This window comes from Amycolatopsis sp. NPDC050768 (assembly GCF_040654155.1).
In the GTDB taxonomy this organism is placed as follows: Bacteria; Actinomycetota; Actinomycetes; order Mycobacteriales; family Pseudonocardiaceae; genus Amycolatopsis.
This window is the reverse complement of sequence record NZ_JBFAHL010000006.1, coordinates 378365-395260: the sequence shown is the minus strand read 5'-3', so window position 1 is coordinate 395260 and position 16896 is coordinate 378365. Positions and strand designations below refer to the sequence as shown.

The following is a 16896-nucleotide window of genomic DNA, read 5'->3' as shown; positions in this document are numbered from 1 at the left end:
GGCTCCCGCCGCGTCAGGAGCGGCCGTGCCCGCGCACGACGTGCAGCGCCACCCCGCCGCCGGCGGCGAACAGCGCGCACAGCGTGAAGGCGGGGCTCGTGGTGACGACACCGGCCACGAGGAACGCGACGGCCGAGACGTCGAAGAGCACCGCGAAGAGGGTGAGCAGACGACGGTTCGGCCCCGGCCTGCCTCGGGAGAGCGTCGCCGCCAGTTCCGGATCGCTGAACTCGAACCAGCGTTCGATCTTGTCCAGCTCGCTGCGTTCGTGGTGACTGAGCATGGAGGTCTCCTTCGGCGGCGCGCCTGCCGTCACCTCCGCCAGATACCCCCGGCCACCGTGATCCAATCGCCGATCCGGGCGCTCCGCAGCGGATTCACCCGGCCGCACCCATCCGTATAACGGCCTATCCGTCGAATCCTGGACCGCCGTGCCGGTTTCGATGTCCACTGTGGACGCTTGATCGGCCGGACGGGTGACCCGGGTGTTCACGCAGCGCAGCGCGGTTCGGGGCCGATTCTTGTTGGCGGGCAAGGGAACCGGCGCCGGGGTCGCGGCGCGCAAGCCGGCTCGGGGACGACGTATCCGTCGCGGGACGATTTGTCGATTCCGACCTCGCAGTGGATCTGCGGGTCGACGTGGTTGTCTTCGGCGTGGGAGTCGTTTGTGCCCGGACCGTAGGCGGGCATCGGGGGAGTGGTCGCGATCCGGGCCGCTTCCTGCCACCGGACGTGATGCAGTATCGTTACTGCGAGTTACCTCACAGAGGTCCGACCACGCCGAGGGGAGCGTCGGTGCAGGGTGACCGGCTGATCGCGGAGCGCTATCGACTGCTCGAGCGGATCGGCACCGGGGGCATGGGCGTGGTCTGGCGTGCGCACGACGAGCAGCTCGATCGTGAGGTGGCACTCAAGCAGGCGCGGCTTTCCGATGCGGTCAGCGGCCGCACCCTGCGTCGCGAGGCCCGGCTCGCCGCCGGGGTGCAGCACCCGAACGTGGTGACCTTCTTCGACGTCGTCGCCCAGGGCGACGAGCTGTGGCTCGTGATGGAGTACGTGCCCTCGCGCAGCCTCGCCGAGGTCCTCACCGCCGAGGGCAGCCTGCCCGTGCGCACGGTCGCCGAGATCGGCGTGCAGGTCGCGGGCGCGCTCGCGGCGGTGCACGAGGGCGGCGTGGTGCACCGCGACGTGAAGCCCGGCAACGTCCTCATCACCGACGACGGCCGTGCCAAGCTCACCGACTTCGGGATCTCGCGCTCGGTCCGCACCGACGAGACGGTCACGGACTCCCCGCACATCGGCGGCACCCCCGGTTACCTCGCGCCGGAAGTCGCGCAGGGACACCCGCCGACCGCCGCGTCCGACGTCTTCTCGTTGGGCGCCACGCTGTTCTCCGCGGTCGAGGGCGCTCCGCCCTTCGGCGGCGGCAACGAGTACGCGACCATCCGGCGCGCGGCCGAGGGCGCGGTCCCGCCGGCGCGCAAGGCCGGTGAACTCGCGCCCGTGCTCGCCGCGTTGATGCGGACGGCTCCCGAAGACCGGCCCACCGCGGCCGCCGCGCACGACCTGCTGGTCGCCGGCGTGGGCGGGCTGCCTCCCTCGTCGCCGCTGCGCCGCCGGCCCGACGGGCGCCGGCGGCGGCTCGTGATCGCGGGGGCGGTCGCCGCCGTCGTGGTGCTCGCGGGCGTGGCCCTGATCCTGCTGCCGGACAGTGGAAAGCCGCCGACTCCGGCCGCGGCTTCGAAGGTGCCCGCCGCTCCGGCGAAGCTCGGCATCGGCAAGGACCCGCGTTCGGCCGATCCGTGCCGGCTCGTGGACGCGGTGCCGCTGCGCCCCTACGGCGACCCCGAGGCGGACCCGGACTACGGCAACTTCGACCGCTGCGACGTGATCCTCAAGCGTGGCAACGATCTTCAGGCCGACGTGAAGGTCGAGCTGGAGGACCCGCCGTCCGGCGGCGCCGCGCCGGAGGGGCAGCGCTCGCGCTCCGGCCCGTTCGACGTGTTCGGCGACCCCGCGCAGGACGGCGCGTGCGTGCGCCTGATCCAGCTGCAGGACCACTACCTCGTGCGCGTGACCGTGTCCGACGACGACGGCGACAACCTCGACACCTGCAAGCCCGCCGACGTCGCGGTCGCGTCGGCGACGAAGGTGCTCGCCGTGGCGGGCGTGCCCGCGCGGTCGACGCCGGTCCCTGCCGGTTCGCTGTCCGATGTGGACGCGTGTTCGCTGCTGAGCTCCGCCTCGCTCGGCAGCACCGCGGGCGTCACGGCGCCGGTGCAGGTGGTGCCGGGCTACGGGGACTGGACCTGTGACTGGGACAGCTCGGCGTCGGACCGCGCGGTCACGGTGATCTTCGACCGCGACCAGCCGCCGGACGGCGACTCGGGCCAGCTCGTCAAGGTCTCCGGGCACGACGCGCACCTCGCGACCGACGACTTCGCCGACGACACGTGCCAGGCGCTGCTGGTCTACCGGCGCTACACCGACGCACAAGGAGAGGCCGCGGTGGAGCAGATCAAGGTGGTGGTCCACGGCGACCCGCCGTCGCAGGACCTCTGCGCCCCGGCCACGTCACTGGCCGGCGACGTCGTCGCGAAGCTGCCGCAGGCATGACCGCGCTGCGATCCGGCGGGCCGGCGGAGTCCCTCGGCGCCGACCACGGCAGCCTCGCCTACGGGGTGCCGCCCGCGGCGCCGGGCACGATCTTCGCACTGGCCGTGACCGGCGGCGTGCGCATGCCGCCCCGCGACGGCCGGGAAGTCCTCTTCGGACGCAACCGCGAAGACGTCCACGTGTGCGTGGGGGAGGACGACCGGAAGGTCAGCCGCAAACAGGGTTTTCTCGTGCGCCGGCGCGACGCGTGGTGGATGCACAACACCGGGCGGCTGCCGATCCGCATGCCCGGCTCGCGCCTGTTGTTCCCCGAAGAGGAGCCCGTGCCGCTCGCGGAGGGCTACACGGCGGTGTTCGTGCGCGGTTCGGCCGACCGAGAGCACCTGCTGGAGCTGTACGTGTCGGGGGCGGACGGACGCCGGCCGGAGTCGCGCCCGCAGGACGTGACCGAGCCGCCGCGCATGTGGCGGCTGAGCCCCGAAGAGCGCCTCGTGCTGGTCTCGCTGGCCCAGCGTTACCTGCTGCAACAGCCCTACCCGCAGCCGATGGCGTGGCGGCAGGTCGCCGAGCAGCTCTCCGAGCTGGCGCCGGGCAGCCGCTGGACGCCCAAACGGGTGGAGCACCTCGTGGTCGCCGTGCGGGCGCGGCTCGCGCGCGCCGGCGTCACGGGCCTCACTCGTGAAGAGGTCGGTGAGCCGGTGGGCAACTCCCTCAACGACAACCTCGTGAAGGAGCTCCTGCTGTCCACTTCGCTGGTGCCGCCGGACCTCGCGCTGCTCGAACCACCCGACGAAACCGCTCCGGGAGGGGTCCCGGCGCCGCCCGGTTAGCCTCGCGGCGCGCGGTGGGGCAGGCCCCGCGCCGGGAACGGGCGGGGGGCGTCGTGACGGGTGAGGGGATGCGGGCACTGCCCGCCGGGCATCCGAGCCTGGCGCGGGGCTTCGCGTCACCGCCCGGCACGCTGGTCGTGCTCGGGCTCGCCGGGGGAGTGCTGGTGCCGCCGTCGGCGCCGGGTCCGGTGACGTTCGGGCGCAACACCGCGGAGGTTTCCGTGCCGGTCGGGGAGGACGACCGGCGGGTGAGCCGCCGCCATGGCGTGCTGGAGCACCACCGCGACCGCTGGTGGGTGCGGGCGACGGGCAAGGTCCCGTTACGGCTGCCGGAATCCCGGCTCCTGTTCACCGGCGCGGCGCCGGTCGCGCTGCCGGCGGGCTACCTGCCGTTGTTCGTGCACGGCTCGCGCGGGCGGGAGCACGTGCTGGAGGTGCACGTCGCCGACGGCAGGCCCGCCCGGCGACCCGCGCCGCACGGGGTGCTCGACACGCGCGAACGGCTGGCGCTCACCGTGGTCGGCCAGAGCTTCCTGCGCTGGGAGGCGCAGCCACGGCCGGTGCCGCCGGAGCGGGCGGCGGCTCAGCTCGCGGTGCTGGACCCTGGCGGCGACTGGACCTCGCTGGGCGTGCGGGCCGCCCTCGACGGCGTGCGGGCCCGGTTCCACCCGGCGAGCGGCGACGACCTGTTGCTCGGTGCGTTGCTGGCCGCCGCGGTGCTGGTGCCGCCGGATCTGGCCTTGCTGACCGCCGAACCCGTGCCGCAACCGCGCGTGCCCGACTGGACACAGAGGACAGTCGGCTCGTAGTGCCGGGTGCCGAGCGTCACACGGCGGTTCGCTGCGGCCGCTGGGCGCCACGCAGCCGGGACTCCAGGGTGTCGAGCGCGGTGCTGAACACGCCGAACTGCTCGGGCGTGAGCGCGTCGACGAGCAGCTCGCCCACGAGCGCGGCGTGCCCGGAGGCGGCCTCGCGAAGCTGTGACCAGCCGAGATCGGTGAGGAAGGCGATCACGCCGCGGTCGTCGGACTCACACGAGCGGCGCCCGACGAGCCCGGTCTTCTCCAGCTGGCCGACCTGGTAGCTCAGCCCGCTCTTGGACGTGAGAGCCGCGCCCGCCAGCTCCGTCATGCGCAGGGCGCCGCCGGCGGCGGCGAGGCGCGCCAGAACTTCGTACTGTGGGTGCGAAAGCCCCGCGTCGTCGCGAAGCTGCTGTTCGACGCGACGGTTGAGCTGCGAGCTCACCGCCAGGAAGGCCTGCCAGGTCTTCAGCTGGCGATCCGTGAGCCATCGGGGGTCGGCCATGCACCCATGGTAACGCAGGTTGTTCGAATTTGAACCATGTTGTAGGGTCGATCAAGTCGTGGTTCGAATTTGAACCACCTGGGAGAACGGAGCAGCCGATGGCGACGGTGGCGGAGGTGCGTACGCGGGTGCGGATCCCGCTGCGGCTGGGCGACGACCTCTCCGTCGACTCGGAGGCCGTGACGTTCCACGGGCTCGCCGACGGGCTGGAGCACCTCGCGTTCGTGCTCGGCGAGCCGGGCCCGGTGCCGCTCGTGCGGATGCACTCCGAGTGCCTGACCGGCGACGTCTTCGGCTCGGCCCGCTGCGACTGCGGCCCGCAGCTGCGCGAGTCGGTCGCCCGGATTTCCGAGACCGGCGGCTACCTGCTCTACCTGCGCCAGGAAGGCCGCGGCATCGGCCTGTACAACAAGCTCGACGCGTACGCGCTGCAGGACGGCGGGCTCGACACCTACGAGGCCAACGCGGCGCTCGGCCTGCCCGAGGACGCCCGCGACTACACCGCCGCCGCGCAGATGCTCACCGCGCTCGGCGTGCGCCGGCTCGACCTGCTGTCGAACAATCCCGACAAGGCCGCGCAGCTGACCGCCCACGGTCTCGACGTGCGTGACCGCGTGCCCACGGGCGTGTTCGCGACGGAGACCAACGTCCGGTACCTGCGGGCGAAGGTCGAGCACACCGGCCACAGCCTCGTGCTGCCCGCCGGGTTCGGCCACGCCGGCCTCGCCAGCTGAACCGTCCACATCGGATCGTCCGTGTCAGGGCGCCGACTCCCGCACCACCAGTTCGGTCGGCAGCACGGTCACGCCGTCGAGAGGCGTGTCGCCGGTCAGCTTGCCGAGCAGGCGTCGCGCCGCCGTTTCCCCGAGCGCCCGGGAGGGCCGGCGCACGGTCGTGAGCGGCGGGTGCGTGAACGCCGCGAGCGGCAGGTCGCCGAACCCGGCCACGGCGACGTCTCCGGGCACGGTGCGGCCGGCTTCGCGCAGTCCGGTGAGGACACCGGCTGCCACCACGTCGTCACAGGCGAACACGGCGTCGAATCCGTAGCCCGAGGCGACGAGCCGCCGCACGGCCGAGCGGCCGCTGCCCGCGGTGGAAGCCGCCTCGGTGACGGCGTTCCCGGTGAGCGGTGAACCGGCTTCTTCGAGTACGGACCGGAATCCGGCGAGCCGGGAGGCGGCGTGTTCGCCGGGACCCGTCACCACGGCGACGCGGCGCCGGCCACGCTCCAGGAAGTGCCGGGCCACCGCGGCGGCGCCCGCGGCGTCGTCGCCGGTCACGGACGGGAACGCCGAGCGCGCCCCATCGACGACCACGACCGGGAGGTCGGAGTCGCGCAGCGCGTCGTTGTCCGTGACAGCGGGTGGCGGGTCGAGCAGCAGCAGCCCGTCGAACGCGTGCGCCCGCACCTGGTGCGTGAAGCGCTCGAGCGAGTCCGCGCCCCGGGCGGCCGTGCTCAGCAGTAGGCCGTGGTCACTCTCCTCGACGACGTCGGCCACTCCCTGCAACACCTCGCCGACGCCTGCCGGCGAGAGTCCCGGCACGAGCACCCCGACGAGCCGGGTCCGGCCCTTCGCCAGACCGACGGCCCCGGCGCTCGGGATGTAGCCCGTCGCGGCGATGACTTCACGCACGCGCACAGCGGTGGCGGCGTCCACGTCGGACTTGTTGTTGAGCACCCGGGACACGGTCGTCTTGCTCACCCGCGCTCGGCGGGCGACCTCCGCGATCGTGACGCGCATCGGTCCTCCATGCGAATCCGAGCACCGGGCGGGTTGCCTTCTCTTCAACGTACTCGCCTGTCCGCCTGTTGCCGGGCGTCCGTTCGGCGGTGTCCGTTCCGCCGGAAGTGACATGTATAACAACCTATACGGCGGCGCGGGAGCGCGTGTTCTGATGGCGGGCGTGATCATCGACGCGGGCGAGTTCGTCCTCTTGCTGCTCGCCGGAGTGGGCGCCGGCCTCGTCGGCGCCACCGCGGGACTGGCCTCGCTCGTGTCGTACCCCGCGCTGCTCGCCGCCGGGATGCCGCCGGTGGTCGCGAACATGACCAACACCGTCGCGATGCTCGGCACCACCGCGGGCGCGGCCGCCGGTGCGCGGCCTGAGCTGAAGGGGCAGTGGCGCCGCCTGCTGCCGCTGTGCCTGATCACCACGGCCGGCGGTGGCTGCGGCGGGCTCGTGCTACTGCTGACGCCGCCCGACGCGTTCACCGTGGTGGTCCCGTGGCTGATCGGCGGTGCGGCGCTGGTCCTGTTGGCGGGTCCGCGGTTGCGCCGGTTGGCGGAAGGCGCGGAGCGCCACGGCATCGGCCCGGTCACCGGCGCTGCGGCGTTCCTGGTCGGCGTGTACGGCGGCTATTTCGGTGCCGCGGCGGGCGTGCTGATGCTGGCGCTGCTCACCACCGTGTGGACGCAGCCGCTGGCCCGCACGAACGCGGCCAAGAACATCGCCACGGGCACGGCGAACCTCATCGCCGCGGCCGTCTTCGCGTTCACCGGCCGCGTGCTCTGGCCCGCGGCGCTCGCCGTGTGCCTGGGTTCGGTCGCGGGGTCCTGGCTCGGTTCGATCCTCGTGCGGTACCTGCCTGCGACCCCGCTGCGGATCGCGATCGCGATCGGCGGGCTCGTGCTCGCGGTGATGCTTGCCCGCGAAGCCTACGCGGGCTGATCGCAGCGGAACCGTTGCCGTGCCCGGCTGACGCGCGGGCACCCCAGGGGGCATGATCGGCGGGGTACCCGAGCAGGAGGCCAGATGAGCATTGTCGGCACCCGCGTGGTGCGCGTCGAGGACGAGAAGCTGATCACCTCGGGCGGAACGTACGTCGACGACTTGCGGGAGGCGGCGCTCACCGGCGCCGTCCACGCGGTCTTCGTGCGCAGCCCGATCGCCCACGCGCGCATCACCGGCATCGACACCGAAGAGGCGAAGCAGGCACCGGGAGTCGTCGGCGTTTTCACGGCGGCGGATCTCGACCTCGCGCCTCAGCAAGTCGGTCCCGTGACCGAACCGTTCCTCGCCACGGACGTCGTGCGCTACGTCGGCGAACCCGTCGCGCTGGTGCTCACCGAAGAGCGCTACCAGCTGGCCGACGCGGCGGAGCTGGTCGACGTGGACTACGACCCGCTGGACGCCGTGGCGAGCATCGACGCCGCGCTGTCCGGCGAAATCGAGCTGTTCCCCGGTGGTGGTGGCACCGGCAACGTCATGCAGGTGAACGGCGCCGAGGAGTTCGACGACGCGGTGTTCGCGGACTGCGACGCCGTCGTCACGCAGACGATCCTCAACCCGCGCGTGGCCCCGGCGTCGCTCGAGGTGCGCGGCGGATCGGCGGCGTGGGGCGAGGACGGCCGGCTGACGTTGTGGCTGTCCACGCAGAACGCCCAGATCGCCCGGACCACCGTGGCGGGTGCTCTGGGGCTCGGCGAGGAACGCGTGCGCGTGATCGCGCCGGACGTCGGCGGCGGCTTCGGCGCCAAGATCGGCGCCGACCCCGAGGCGAGCCTGCTCGGCTGGGCCGCGCGTGCCGTCGGGCGGCCGGTGCGGTGGACCGAGTCGCGCAGCGAGAATCTCACGGCGATGACCCACGGCCGGGCGCAGCAGAACACGGTGACCATCGGCGGCAAGCGCGACGGGACGGTGCTCGCGTACCGGATCGACGTCGTGCAGGACAGCGGCGCCTACCCGCGCGCCATGTTCCTGCCCACGCTGACCGAGATGATGGCGCCCGGCGTGTACCGCTTCCCCGTGGTGCAGACGCGCAGCCGCTGCGTGGTCACGAACACCACGCCGATCGCCGCCTACCGCGGCGCGGGCCGGCCCGAGGCGACGGCCGCGGTCGAGCGCGCGATGGACCTGTTCGCCGCCGAGATCGGGATGGACCCGGCCGAGGTGCGGCGGGTCAACTTCATCCGCCCGGAGGAATTCCCGTACACCACGCCGACCGGCGGGGACTACGACACGGGCGAGTACGCGGCGGCGCTCGACAAGGTGCTCGAGGCCGCGGGCTACGCCGAGCTGCGTGCGGAGCAGGAGCTGCGCCGCGCCGCGGGCGACCCGGTGGCACTGGGTCTCGGCATCGCCGCCTACGTCGAGATCACCGGCGGCGACGCGAGCGGCGAGAGCGGCCGCGTCGACATCCACGAAGACGGCTCGGTCACCGCGTACACGGGCAGCTCGCCGCACGGCCAGGGGCTGGCGACGTCGTTGGCGATGCTCCTGTCCGACCAGCTCGGCGTGCCGCTGGCGAAGATCACCGTGAAGCACGGCGACACCGACGAGGTCCCGCGCGCGGTCGGCACGTTCGGCTCGCGGTCTCTGCAGCTCGGCGGCTCGGCGGTCCGGCAGGCGGCCGACGAGGTGATCGCCCAGGCCCGGGAGCTCGCGGCCGACCTGCTCGAGGCCGCGGCCGAGGATCTGGAGCTCGACACGGAACGCGGGGTCTGGCAGGTGCGCGGCGCGCCGTCGAGCACAACGCTCGACTGGGCGCGGATCGTGTCCGCGGCCGAGAGCGCGGCGCTGTCGGCCGACGTGTGGTTCGGCGATGGCAAGCCGACGTTCCCGTTCGGCGCGCACCTCGCCGTGGTCGAGGTCGACACGGAGACGGGCAAGGTCGAGGTGCGGCGGCTGGTCGCGGTCGACGACGCCGGGCCGGTGGTGAACCCGCTGACCTTCCGCGGCCAGCGCCACGGCGGGCTCGGCCAGGGCATCGCGCAGGCGCTGCTGGAGGTCGTGAACTACGACGAGGACGGCAACCCGACCACGGCCACGCTCGCGGACTACTCGTTCGTGACCGCGACCGAGCTGCCCGACTTCGAGCTCGTGGACATGGCGACGCCGACGACGCGGAACCTGCTGGGGGTCAAGGGGATCGGCGAGGCCGCGACGATCGGGTCGACGCCGGCGGTGCACAACGCGGTGGTCGACGCGCTCGCCCACCACGGCGTGCGGCATCTGGACATGCCGACCACCCCGATGCGGGTCTGGGCGGCCCTGAACGACGTGAGGAAGGCGGACTGACGTGCGGGTCTCCATCGAGGTGAACGGCCGGACCACGGCCGGGGAGGTGCCGGACCGGACGCTGCTGGTGCACTACCTACGCGACACCGTCGGGCTCACCGGCACGAACATCGGCTGCGACACCACTTCGTGCGGCGCCTGCACGGTCCTGTTCGACGGCGAGTCGGTGAAGTCGTGCACGGTGCTGGCCGCGCAGGCCGACGGGCACGAAGTGACCACAGTGGAGGGTCTGGCCGGCGACGACGGCGAGCTGCACCCCGTGCAGCGCGCGTTCCGCGAGCAGCACGGGCTCCAGTGCGGCTTCTGCACGCCGGGGATGATGATGGCTTCGGTGTCGCTGCTGAAGGAGAACCCGCAGCCCTCGCGACGCGAGGTCCGGGAGGCGCTCGAAGGGAACCTGTGCCGCTGCACGGGTTACCACAACATCGTGAGCGCCGTGGTCGAGGCTTCCGGGCAGGAGGTGGACCGGTGATCCCCGCCGAGTTCTCCTACCGTCGGGCGTCCACTGTGGACGAGGCGCTGGCGCTGCTGGCCGAGCACGGTGAGGACGCGAAGCTGCTCGCCGGCGGGCATTCGCTGCTGCCGCTGATGAAACTGCGGTTCGCGGCGCCCGAGGTCGTGGTGGACATCGCGCCGCTCGACGAGCTGAAGTTCGTGCGGCTCGACGGCGAGGAGGTGGTGATCGGCGCGCTGTCGCGGTACCACGACCTCCACGGCGACCCGGTGCTCGCCGAGCACGCGCCGCTCATCGCGCACGCTTCGGGTGCCGTCGGAGATCCGCAGGTGCGCCACCGCGGCACGCTCGGCGGTTCGCTCGTGCACGCCGACTCGGCCGCCGACCTGCCCGCGGTGATCCTCGCGTCCGACGGCGTGCTCGTCGCGCGCGGTCCGGCGGGGGAGCGGCGCATCCCGGCGTCCGAGTTCTTCCTGGGCCCGTTCACCACGCCGCTGGAGCCGGACGAGCTGCTGACCGAGATCCGCCTGCCCAGCCAGGCCGGACTGGGCTGGGGCTTCGAGAAGTTCACGCGCCGGAACATCGACTGGGCGATCGTGGGCGTCGCGGTGGTCGGCACGTCCGTGGGCCTGATCAACCTCGGCGGCACCCCGCTGCGGGCCGCGGCGACGGAGAAGGCGCTGGCGGACGGCGCTTCTGCCGACGAGGCCGCGGCGCTCGCCGCCGAGGACACCTCGCCGCCCGACGAGCCCCACGCGTCGGCGGAGTACCGCCGGCACCTGGCGCGCGTGCTGACGCGGCGGGCACTGCTGGCGGCGGGCATCGCCTGAGCCGTTCGGCCGGTGGGGAACGGGCGTGATCGTGACGTCCGTTTCCCGCCAGCCGAGCGCGCCCGGCGTGCGCAGACTGGGGAACGTGAACACGACGTTTCCCTTGCACGCGGCCATCGAGCCCGGAATCCTGTACTTCGGCACCCCCGTGGTGCTGATCTCCACGACCAATGAGGACGGTTCGGCGAACCTCGCCCCGATGTCCTCGGCGTTCTGGCTCGGCTGGCGAGCCATGCTCGGCCTGGGCGCGCGCTCGAAGACCACCCAGAACCTGCGGCGCACGCGCGAATGCGTGCTGAACCTGCCTTCGTCCGCCCTCGCCGCGGCCGTCGACCGGCTCGCGCTCACCACGGGCTCGGACCCGGTGCCCCCGGGCAAGCAGCAGCGCGGCTACTTCCACGTCGCCGACAAGTTCGGCCGCGCGGGCCTCACCCCCGTCTCGTCCGAGACGGTCGCGCCGCCACGCGTCGCCGAGTGCCCGGTGGCCATGGAGGCCGTCCTCGAGGCCACCCACCCCTTCGCCGCTGACGACGAGACCCAGCACGGCTCCGTCGTGGGCCTGGAAGTCCGCGTCCAGCGCGTCTTCGTCCACGACGACATCCGCCTGCCCGGTACCGACGACCGCGTGGACCCCGACGCGTGGCGTCCGCTGATCATGAGCTTCCAGAAGCTCTACGGCCTGGGCCCGCAGGTGCGCGAGTCGACGCTGGCGTCCATTCCGGAGCGGCTCTACCGCGGTCCGGACATCGAGCGGGCCCGCCGGGCGGGGGTCCAGACCAATTGATAACTTGTGAATTCGAGGTGACAAGGCCTGGTGGGGAGGGGCACGTCCGTGAACAATCCGCTGATCGCGCAGACCCATGATTCCACGAAAGCGTATTCAGGGATCTCGCTGCTCGAAACCGCGAACGACCTGTCGACGGCGATCCAGTCGGGTGACTGGGCGTCGGTGGCGATGGGTGCGGTCGGGACGGCGCTGGATGCGTTGTCGATGGCGATGGACCCGTTCGGCGCGATCCTGGCGGCCGGTGTGTCGTGGTTGATGGAGCACGTCGGTCCGCTCAAGGACGCGCTCAACGGGCTCACGGGCAATGCGGACCAGATCGCGGCGCAGTCCGAGACATCTGGGCGAACGTCGCCAAGGAGCTGGGCGGTATCTCGTCGGACCTGAACGACGCGATCAGCGCGGATCTGCAGAGCTGGTCCGGGTCCGCGTCGGACGCGGACCGGCAGCGGGCACAGGACCTGGGCACTTCGTTGCAGGCGGCGCAGAAGGGCTGTGAAGGCGCTTCCTCCGCCGACGCACAGCGCGGCTGGGTGGACACGAACTTCTACGCCATCGTCACCGATCTCGTGGGCTCGCCCCAGGAGCTCGTCGACGACGGCGGCCGGGTGGTCTGGCACGCGCGCCACACGGCGTGGGGCGCCGAGCCGGGCGCGGCGGTCCCGGCCGGTCCGGCGACTACCCCGCTGCGGTTCCCCGGCCAGTACCACGACGCGGAAACCGGGCTGCACTACAACTTCTACCGCTACTACGACCCGGCGCAGGCGCACTACCTTTCGCGCGACCCGCTCGGGATGCGGGCGGGGCCCAACCCCCGCGCGTATGTGCCCTACCCGACGACGATGCTCGACCCGCTCGGCCTGTTCATGTGCGTGCAGTCCGAAGCGGAAGAGGTCGCGGACATCGCGTCGCGCAACAACTTCCCGACCGCGATGGCGTCGGTGCTGCGTCCGGCCGGGCACGACCAGAACTCGGTGTTCTACGGCTTCAGCGGCCGCGGGAACCACGACATCCGCACCGGCCGGCAAGGGTCGTACGCGAACCAGAACCGGCTCAACGGCCGCAACCCCGAGACCCACAAGCTGCCGGGCGGCACGACGCAGCACCCGAGGCTCACCCAGGCGCTGAACAACGTGCCGCCGAACCGCCGCGCGGAGAACTTCCAGCACGGCGGGTGCGCCGAGATGGACGCGGTCAACCAGGCACTGCACGACAGCCGCGGCCGTCCCCTGACGCGGCAGGCGCTGCAGAACCGGCTCGACGACCTCAACGGCGGCCGGATGGGCATCGCGGGTGTCGACAGCAAGACGGGCGGGCTCAGCGACCGGCAGGGCCGCTACTTCCCGCCCTGCACGACCTGCGACCACGTGCTGGGGCAGTTCGGGATCCGCCCGTCGGGGCACTCGGACCCCACGCTGCCCGCGCGCCCGTTGCCGCAGGCCGCGCCGGACCCGGCGCCGGCTCCCGCACCGGCGGCTCCCGCCCCGGCTCTCGCACCCGCTCCGACGCCCACACCGGCTCCGGCTCCTGCTCCCGCTCCTTCGGGCCCGGCGCCGAGCAGTTCGACGGCGCCGCCGAAACCGTCGTGGGCGGACATCGCTAAGCGCCGCTGACCCGGCGCGCAGTCGTCGCACCCGAGCGGGGCGGGGCCGCCGCGGTTCTCACCGAACCGTGGCCCCGCCCCGAACTCCGGTGGGGCGGTGCGGGATCACACTGTCCACGGAGGAGTGATCGGGGTCTGTCACCCCGCCGTCCACGCGGCCAGTGCCGGCGCCAAAGCCTTGATCCCCGCGGTCACCGCGGCGCGGCCCTTCGCCGACGAGGTGGCGGCCGGCTGCTGCGTCAGGAGCACCACGACGAAGCGGGAGTCGACGATCCCGGTGGTGTTGAGCACGAGCGACGAGCGCAGGATCATCCAGCCCTGCTTGATCTCCCACGTCGTGCCGGGCATGCCGTCCGGGATGCCGAAGTACTGCGGGTAGCCGTCGTCGGCGGGCTGGCGCGCGTCGGCCATCGCGGTGAGCAGCGGTTGCGCCGTGGCGTCGGGGACGGTGTCGGTGAGGTAGCGGTAGGTGGTGACCACGTCGTCGGGGCTCATCTTCGTCATGCCCCACTGGCCCGGGTCCGTCGGTTCGAGTGTGTGCGAAAGCCCGATGAGGTGGGCCATCCGCCCGACGATCGCGGTCCCGCCGTCGGCTTCCCACAGCTTGTCGGCGACGGCGTCGTTGCTGCCGGAGATCATGTCGGTGAGCTCGTCGGCGGTGTCGCCGGAGGGGATCTGCCAGGTGCCGTCGTCGTACAGCGAGTCGAGCGCGATGAGCAGCTTCACCACGGAAGCCGTGTAGTACGAGGTTTGGGGGTTGTTCAGCGCGAGCGTCTTGCCCGTCTTCGTGTCGTACACCGCGAGCCCGACCTTCGTGCCCTTCGACGCGGCGGTCACCGCGTCGACCACATCGTCGGCCACGGCCGAGGGGTCGGGCAGAGGAGGCGAGGAAGTGGTCGGTGGTGTCGTCGACGTCGGTGGTTCGCTCGTGGACGGCGGCGCGGGGGAGGACGAGGGCGGTGGCAGCGTCTGCGCCGCGGGCATCGTCGTCACGTGGCGCGTATTCACCGTGACGACGACCGCCGTAGTGAGGACCGTCGCGGTGAGCCCCGCGGCAGCCAGTGTCCATCTCAGCCGTCTTGCCATACCCGGGACAACGCCGCGGAACCGCTTTGTTGCAGCAGATTCCACCTGTCTGTTTCCTGTGTGTTGCTGTGAAGCCGCTGTGATCGGCCGAACGGCCCAGCGCCCGCCCGCCGCGTGCTACGGTCGATGACGGCTTGCACCGCGAAAGGCAGCGAACGCGGTGTGGTGGAAGGAAGGGAGCGGTGATGGTCCGACGCATCCAGTGGTCTGGGCAAGCGTGCCCGATCGCCCGGGCGGTCGACGTGCTCGGTGAACCGTGGACGTTGCTGATCCTGCGAAACGCCACCACGGGTACCGCGCGCTTCGACGAGTTCCGCGACGAGCTCGGCATCGCCGACAACGTGCTCACGACCCGGCTCACCAAACTCACGGAAGCAGGGCTGCTCACGCGCGTGCCGTACCGCGACGGCGGCCGCACCCGCCACGAGTACCGCCTCACGAAGGCCGGCGCCGACGCGCTGCCGGTGCTGCTGTCCCTCGCCGAGTGGGGCGATGAGCACACGCGTTCCGACCCGCCCGCCGAGCGCATGCTGATCGTCCACGGCGCCTGCGGGGCGCGCACCCGTCCCGGCACGCTGTGCGACGAATGTGGCGAACCGATGCGCCGCGAGGACATGCTCTGGTACCGGCCGTGGCGCTCGCCCGAACCCGTGGCGCTCGCCGAACCCGTGAGTTGAACCCCGCGGCGCGCCAATCCACAGTGGACAGTCCACGGGGTACGGGAGAGCCCGTGTCCGTGCGCCGGGTCGCGCACGAAGCCGTGCGGCTGGAGGCGCCCGCGGCGGCGCCGTTCGCCGCACCTTGGCGCGGCGGTAGCCTGAGCCCGGACGTGTCACCGGGTGAAGGGGGAGCCGTGGCGACGGAACGGATCGGGCCGCCGGCGACCGCGGGGGAGCGGGAGATGCTGCGCGCGTTCCTCGACTTCCACCGCGCGACGCTCACGATGAAGTGCGACGGCCTCTCCGACGAGCAGCTGCGCCGGCAGTCGATGCCGCCCTCGTCGCTGTCGCTGCTGGGGCTCGTGCGGCACCTGGCCGAGGTCGAGCGCGCCTGGTTCCGCCGGGTGATCGACGGCGAGGACGTGCCGCTCGTCTGGTCGGCCGACGGTGACTACCAGGCCGCCTACGACGCCACCGACGGCACGCGGGCCGAGGCCTTCGCCGCGTGGCAGGCAGAGGTGGAGCACTCGCGGCGGATCGAGGCGGCCGCCGAGTCGCTCGACGTCGTCGCGTACAACGCGCGGTGGGGCGAGGACGTCTCCCTGCGGCTGGTGATGCTGCACCTGATCCACGAGTACGCCCGCCACAACGGCCACGCCGACTTCCTGCGCGAGGGCGTCGACGGCGTCGTCGGTGTCTGAGCCGAACCGCCGAGGTGTGAGAGCAGCGACTCTGGCTTGGCCTAGACAAGTCAGCGGCCTACTGTCGCACGGGTGACGAGCGCGAAGCGAATCCTGGTGGTGGGTGCCGGCGCGACCGGCGGGTTCTTCGGTGGCCGGCTGGTGCAGGCCGGCCGTGACGTGACCTTCCTGGTGCGCCCCGGGCGCTCGGCGGCGTTGAGCGAACGCGGCCTGCGGATCACCGGGCTCGGCGAGGAGACGGTGCTCACACCGAAGCTCGTGCACGCCGGCGAGCTCACCGAGCCGTACGACCTCGTGCTGTTCACGGTCAAGGCCGCGGGGCTCGAGCAGGCGATCGAGGACGTGGCGCCGGCGGTCGGGCCGGACACCCTCGTGCTGCCGGTGCTCAACGGGCTGCGCCACCTCGACGCGCTCGTGGCCCGCTTCGGCGAGCAGCGGGTGCTCGGCGGTGTCGCGATCGTGATGACCACTGTGGACGGTGTGGGCGACATCCGCCGCCTGTTCGACCTCCAGTCGCTGACCTACGGCGCCCGCACCGAGCCGGCGCCGGCCGGGCTCACTGGGGTGCACGAACTGCTCTCGGGTGCGGGCTTCGACACGGTCCTGTCCCCGGACATCACGGCCGCCATGTGGGCGAAGTGGGTGTTCATCGCCTCGATCGGTGCCGTGACCTCGCTCATGCGCGGCACCGTCGGCGACGTCGCCGGGCAGCCGGGCGGGATCGCGTTCGCCGAGGCCGTGGTCGCCGAGTGCGCGGCCGTCGCGGCGGCCGCCGGGCACCCGCTGGAGGCCGCCGCTCTCGAGAACGCCCGCGGTACCGTGACCGAGGTCGGCTCCCCGCGTGCGCCCTCGCTCTACCGCGACCTCACGGCCGGGCTGCCCGTGGAGGGCGAGCAGATCTTCGGTGATCTGGTGGACCGGGCGCACGCGCTCGGGGTGTCCGTACCACTGCTGGAACTGGTCCGGCTGAACCTGCGCGTGTACCGGTCACGGCTGGGCTGAGTCCCCG

General features: G+C 72.4%; 18 protein-coding genes. 14 read left to right on the top strand and 4 right to left on the bottom strand.

The genetic code is table 11. The features are described from left to right. Positions 1–13: 13 nt before the first annotated feature. Positions 14–283, bottom strand: coding sequence for a DUF3040 domain-containing protein (locus AB0H62_RS20485; RefSeq protein WP_220241325.1), 270 nt, complete (start codon positions 281–283; stop codon positions 14–16). A 512-nt stretch (positions 284–795) separates the two neighbouring features. On the opposite strand from AB0H62_RS20485, the gene AB0H62_RS20480 reads away from it, so the two are divergent. The 3 genes from AB0H62_RS20480 to AB0H62_RS20470 all read left to right on the top strand — a co-directional run bounded on the left by AB0H62_RS20480 (position 796) and on the right by AB0H62_RS20470 (position 4255). Next, on the top strand, positions 796–2616 hold the full coding sequence (locus AB0H62_RS20480; RefSeq protein WP_360587481.1) for a serine/threonine-protein kinase: 1821 nt from the start codon (positions 796–798) through the stop codon (positions 2614–2616). Next, positions 2613–3446: an FHA domain-containing protein gene (locus AB0H62_RS20475; protein WP_220241323.1), complete on the top strand. Its 834-nt coding sequence runs from the start codon at positions 2613–2615 to the stop codon at positions 3444–3446. The genes AB0H62_RS20480 and AB0H62_RS20475 overlap by 4 nt, the downstream gene beginning before the upstream one ends. 68 nt (positions 3447–3514) lie before the next feature. After that, positions 3515–4255: an FHA domain-containing protein gene (locus tag AB0H62_RS20470; RefSeq protein ID WP_360587479.1), complete on the top strand. Its 741-nt coding sequence runs from the start codon at positions 3515–3517 to the stop codon at positions 4253–4255. A gap of 16 nt (positions 4256–4271) precedes the next feature. Here the strand turns inward: AB0H62_RS20470 and AB0H62_RS20465 are convergent, their stop codons facing one another. Continuing rightward, positions 4272–4751, bottom strand: coding sequence for a MarR family winged helix-turn-helix transcriptional regulator (locus AB0H62_RS20465; RefSeq protein WP_220241321.1), 480 nt, complete (start codon positions 4749–4751; stop codon positions 4272–4274). A 98-nt stretch (positions 4752–4849) separates the two neighbouring features. Here AB0H62_RS20465 and ribA point away from each other — a divergent pair, with 98 nt between their 5' ends. Next, a complete protein-coding gene (gene ribA / locus AB0H62_RS20460; RefSeq protein WP_220241320.1) occupies positions 4850–5485 on the top strand; it encodes a GTP cyclohydrolase II in 636 nt (211 codons plus the stop codon). Positions 5486–5509: 24 nt separating this feature from the next. On the opposite strand, the gene AB0H62_RS20455 is transcribed toward ribA, so the two are convergent. After that, positions 5510–6493, bottom strand: a complete 984-nt coding sequence (locus tag AB0H62_RS20455; protein WP_360587477.1) for a LacI family DNA-binding transcriptional regulator — start codon at positions 6491–6493, stop codon at positions 5510–5512. Between the two features lie 163 nt (positions 6494–6656). Here AB0H62_RS20455 and AB0H62_RS20450 point away from each other — a divergent pair, with 163 nt between their 5' ends. The 7 genes from AB0H62_RS20450 (at position 6657) to AB0H62_RS20420 (ending at position 13451) form a co-directional block, all read left to right on the top strand. Then, positions 6657–7421 carry a sulfite exporter TauE/SafE family protein gene (locus AB0H62_RS20450; RefSeq protein WP_360587582.1) on the top strand — a complete coding sequence of 255 codons (765 nt, stop codon included), beginning with the start codon at positions 6657–6659 and terminating at the stop codon, positions 7419–7421. Between the two features lie 84 nt (positions 7422–7505). Continuing rightward, positions 7506–9770 carry a xanthine dehydrogenase family protein molybdopterin-binding subunit gene (locus AB0H62_RS20445; protein ID WP_360587475.1) on the top strand — a complete coding sequence of 755 codons (2265 nt, stop codon included), beginning with the start codon at positions 7506–7508 and terminating at the stop codon, positions 9768–9770. Position 9771: 1 nt separating this feature from the next. Beyond that, a complete protein-coding gene (locus AB0H62_RS20440) occupies positions 9772–10242 on the top strand; it encodes a (2Fe-2S)-binding protein (protein WP_220241316.1) in 471 nt (156 codons plus the stop codon). Then, complete coding sequence (locus AB0H62_RS20435; protein ID WP_360587472.1) at positions 10239–11054, top strand: xanthine dehydrogenase family protein subunit M; 816 nt, start codon at positions 10239–10241, stop codon at positions 11052–11054. The genes AB0H62_RS20440 and AB0H62_RS20435 overlap by 4 nt, the downstream gene beginning before the upstream one ends. An 85-nt stretch (positions 11055–11139) precedes the next feature. Continuing rightward, a complete protein-coding gene (locus AB0H62_RS20430) occupies positions 11140–11838 on the top strand; it encodes a flavin reductase family protein (RefSeq protein WP_360587580.1) in 699 nt (232 codons plus the stop codon). Positions 11839–11886: 48 nt separating this feature from the next. Continuing rightward, positions 11887–12225, top strand: a complete 339-nt coding sequence (locus AB0H62_RS20425; protein ID WP_360587471.1) for a hypothetical protein — start codon at positions 11887–11889, stop codon at positions 12223–12225. An 86-nt stretch (positions 12226–12311) separates the two neighbouring features. Continuing rightward, positions 12312–13451 carry an RHS repeat-associated core domain-containing protein gene (locus AB0H62_RS20420; protein ID WP_360587469.1) on the top strand — a complete coding sequence of 380 codons (1140 nt, stop codon included), beginning with the start codon at positions 12312–12314 and terminating at the stop codon, positions 13449–13451. Between the two features lie 128 nt (positions 13452–13579). Here AB0H62_RS20420 and AB0H62_RS20415 read toward each other — a convergent pair whose 3' ends face one another. Continuing rightward, entirely contained in the window at positions 13580–14527 is a 948-nt protein-coding gene (locus AB0H62_RS20415; RefSeq protein WP_360587467.1) for a hypothetical protein, read from the bottom strand. Positions 14528–14712: 185 nt separating this feature from the next. On the opposite strand from AB0H62_RS20415, the gene AB0H62_RS20410 reads away from it, so the two are divergent. The 3 genes from AB0H62_RS20410 (at position 14713) to AB0H62_RS20400 (ending at position 16889) form a co-directional block, all read left to right on the top strand. Beyond that, entirely contained in the window at positions 14713–15204 is a 492-nt protein-coding gene (locus tag AB0H62_RS20410) for a helix-turn-helix domain-containing protein (protein WP_220241313.1), read from the top strand. A gap of 176 nt (positions 15205–15380) precedes the next feature. Then, the gene (locus AB0H62_RS20405) at positions 15381–15887 is read left to right on the top strand and encodes a DinB family protein (RefSeq protein ID WP_360587578.1); all 507 of its coding nucleotides are present in this window, start codon (positions 15381–15383) and stop codon (positions 15885–15887) included. Between the two features lie 72 nt (positions 15888–15959). Further along, positions 15960–16889: a 2-dehydropantoate 2-reductase gene (locus AB0H62_RS20400; protein ID WP_266117909.1), complete on the top strand. Its 930-nt coding sequence runs from the start codon at positions 15960–15962 to the stop codon at positions 16887–16889. Positions 16890–16896: the final 7 nt, after the last annotated feature.

Bases quoted from the DNA above. Each gene is read 5' to 3' on its own strand.
- AB0H62_RS20485 (WP_220241325.1), bottom strand. From the start codon at position 283: ATGCTCAGTCACCACGAACGCAGCGAGCTGGACAAGATCGAACGCTGG.
- AB0H62_RS20475 (WP_220241323.1), top strand. From the start codon at position 2,613: ATGACCGCGCTGCGATCCGGCGGGCCGGCGGAGTCCCTCGGCGCCGAC.
- AB0H62_RS20470 (WP_360587479.1), top strand. From the start codon at position 3,515: ATGCGGGCACTGCCCGCCGGGCATCCGAGCCTGGCGCGGGGCTTCGCG.
- AB0H62_RS20465 (WP_220241321.1), bottom strand. From the start codon at position 4,751: ATGGCCGACCCCCGATGGCTCACGGATCGCCAGCTGAAGACCTGGCAG.
- ribA (WP_220241320.1), top strand. From the start codon at position 4,850: ATGGCGACGGTGGCGGAGGTGCGTACGCGGGTGCGGATCCCGCTGCGG.
- AB0H62_RS20455 (WP_360587477.1), bottom strand. From the start codon at position 6,493: ATGCGCGTCACGATCGCGGAGGTCGCCCGCCGAGCGCGGGTGAGCAAG.
- AB0H62_RS20445 (WP_360587475.1), top strand. From the start codon at position 7,506: ATGAGCATTGTCGGCACCCGCGTGGTGCGCGTCGAGGACGAGAAGCTG.
- AB0H62_RS20415 (WP_360587467.1), bottom strand. From the start codon at position 14,527: ATGGCAAGACGGCTGAGATGGACACTGGCTGCCGCGGGGCTCACCGCG.
- AB0H62_RS20410 (WP_220241313.1), top strand. From the start codon at position 14,713: ATGGTCCGACGCATCCAGTGGTCTGGGCAAGCGTGCCCGATCGCCCGG.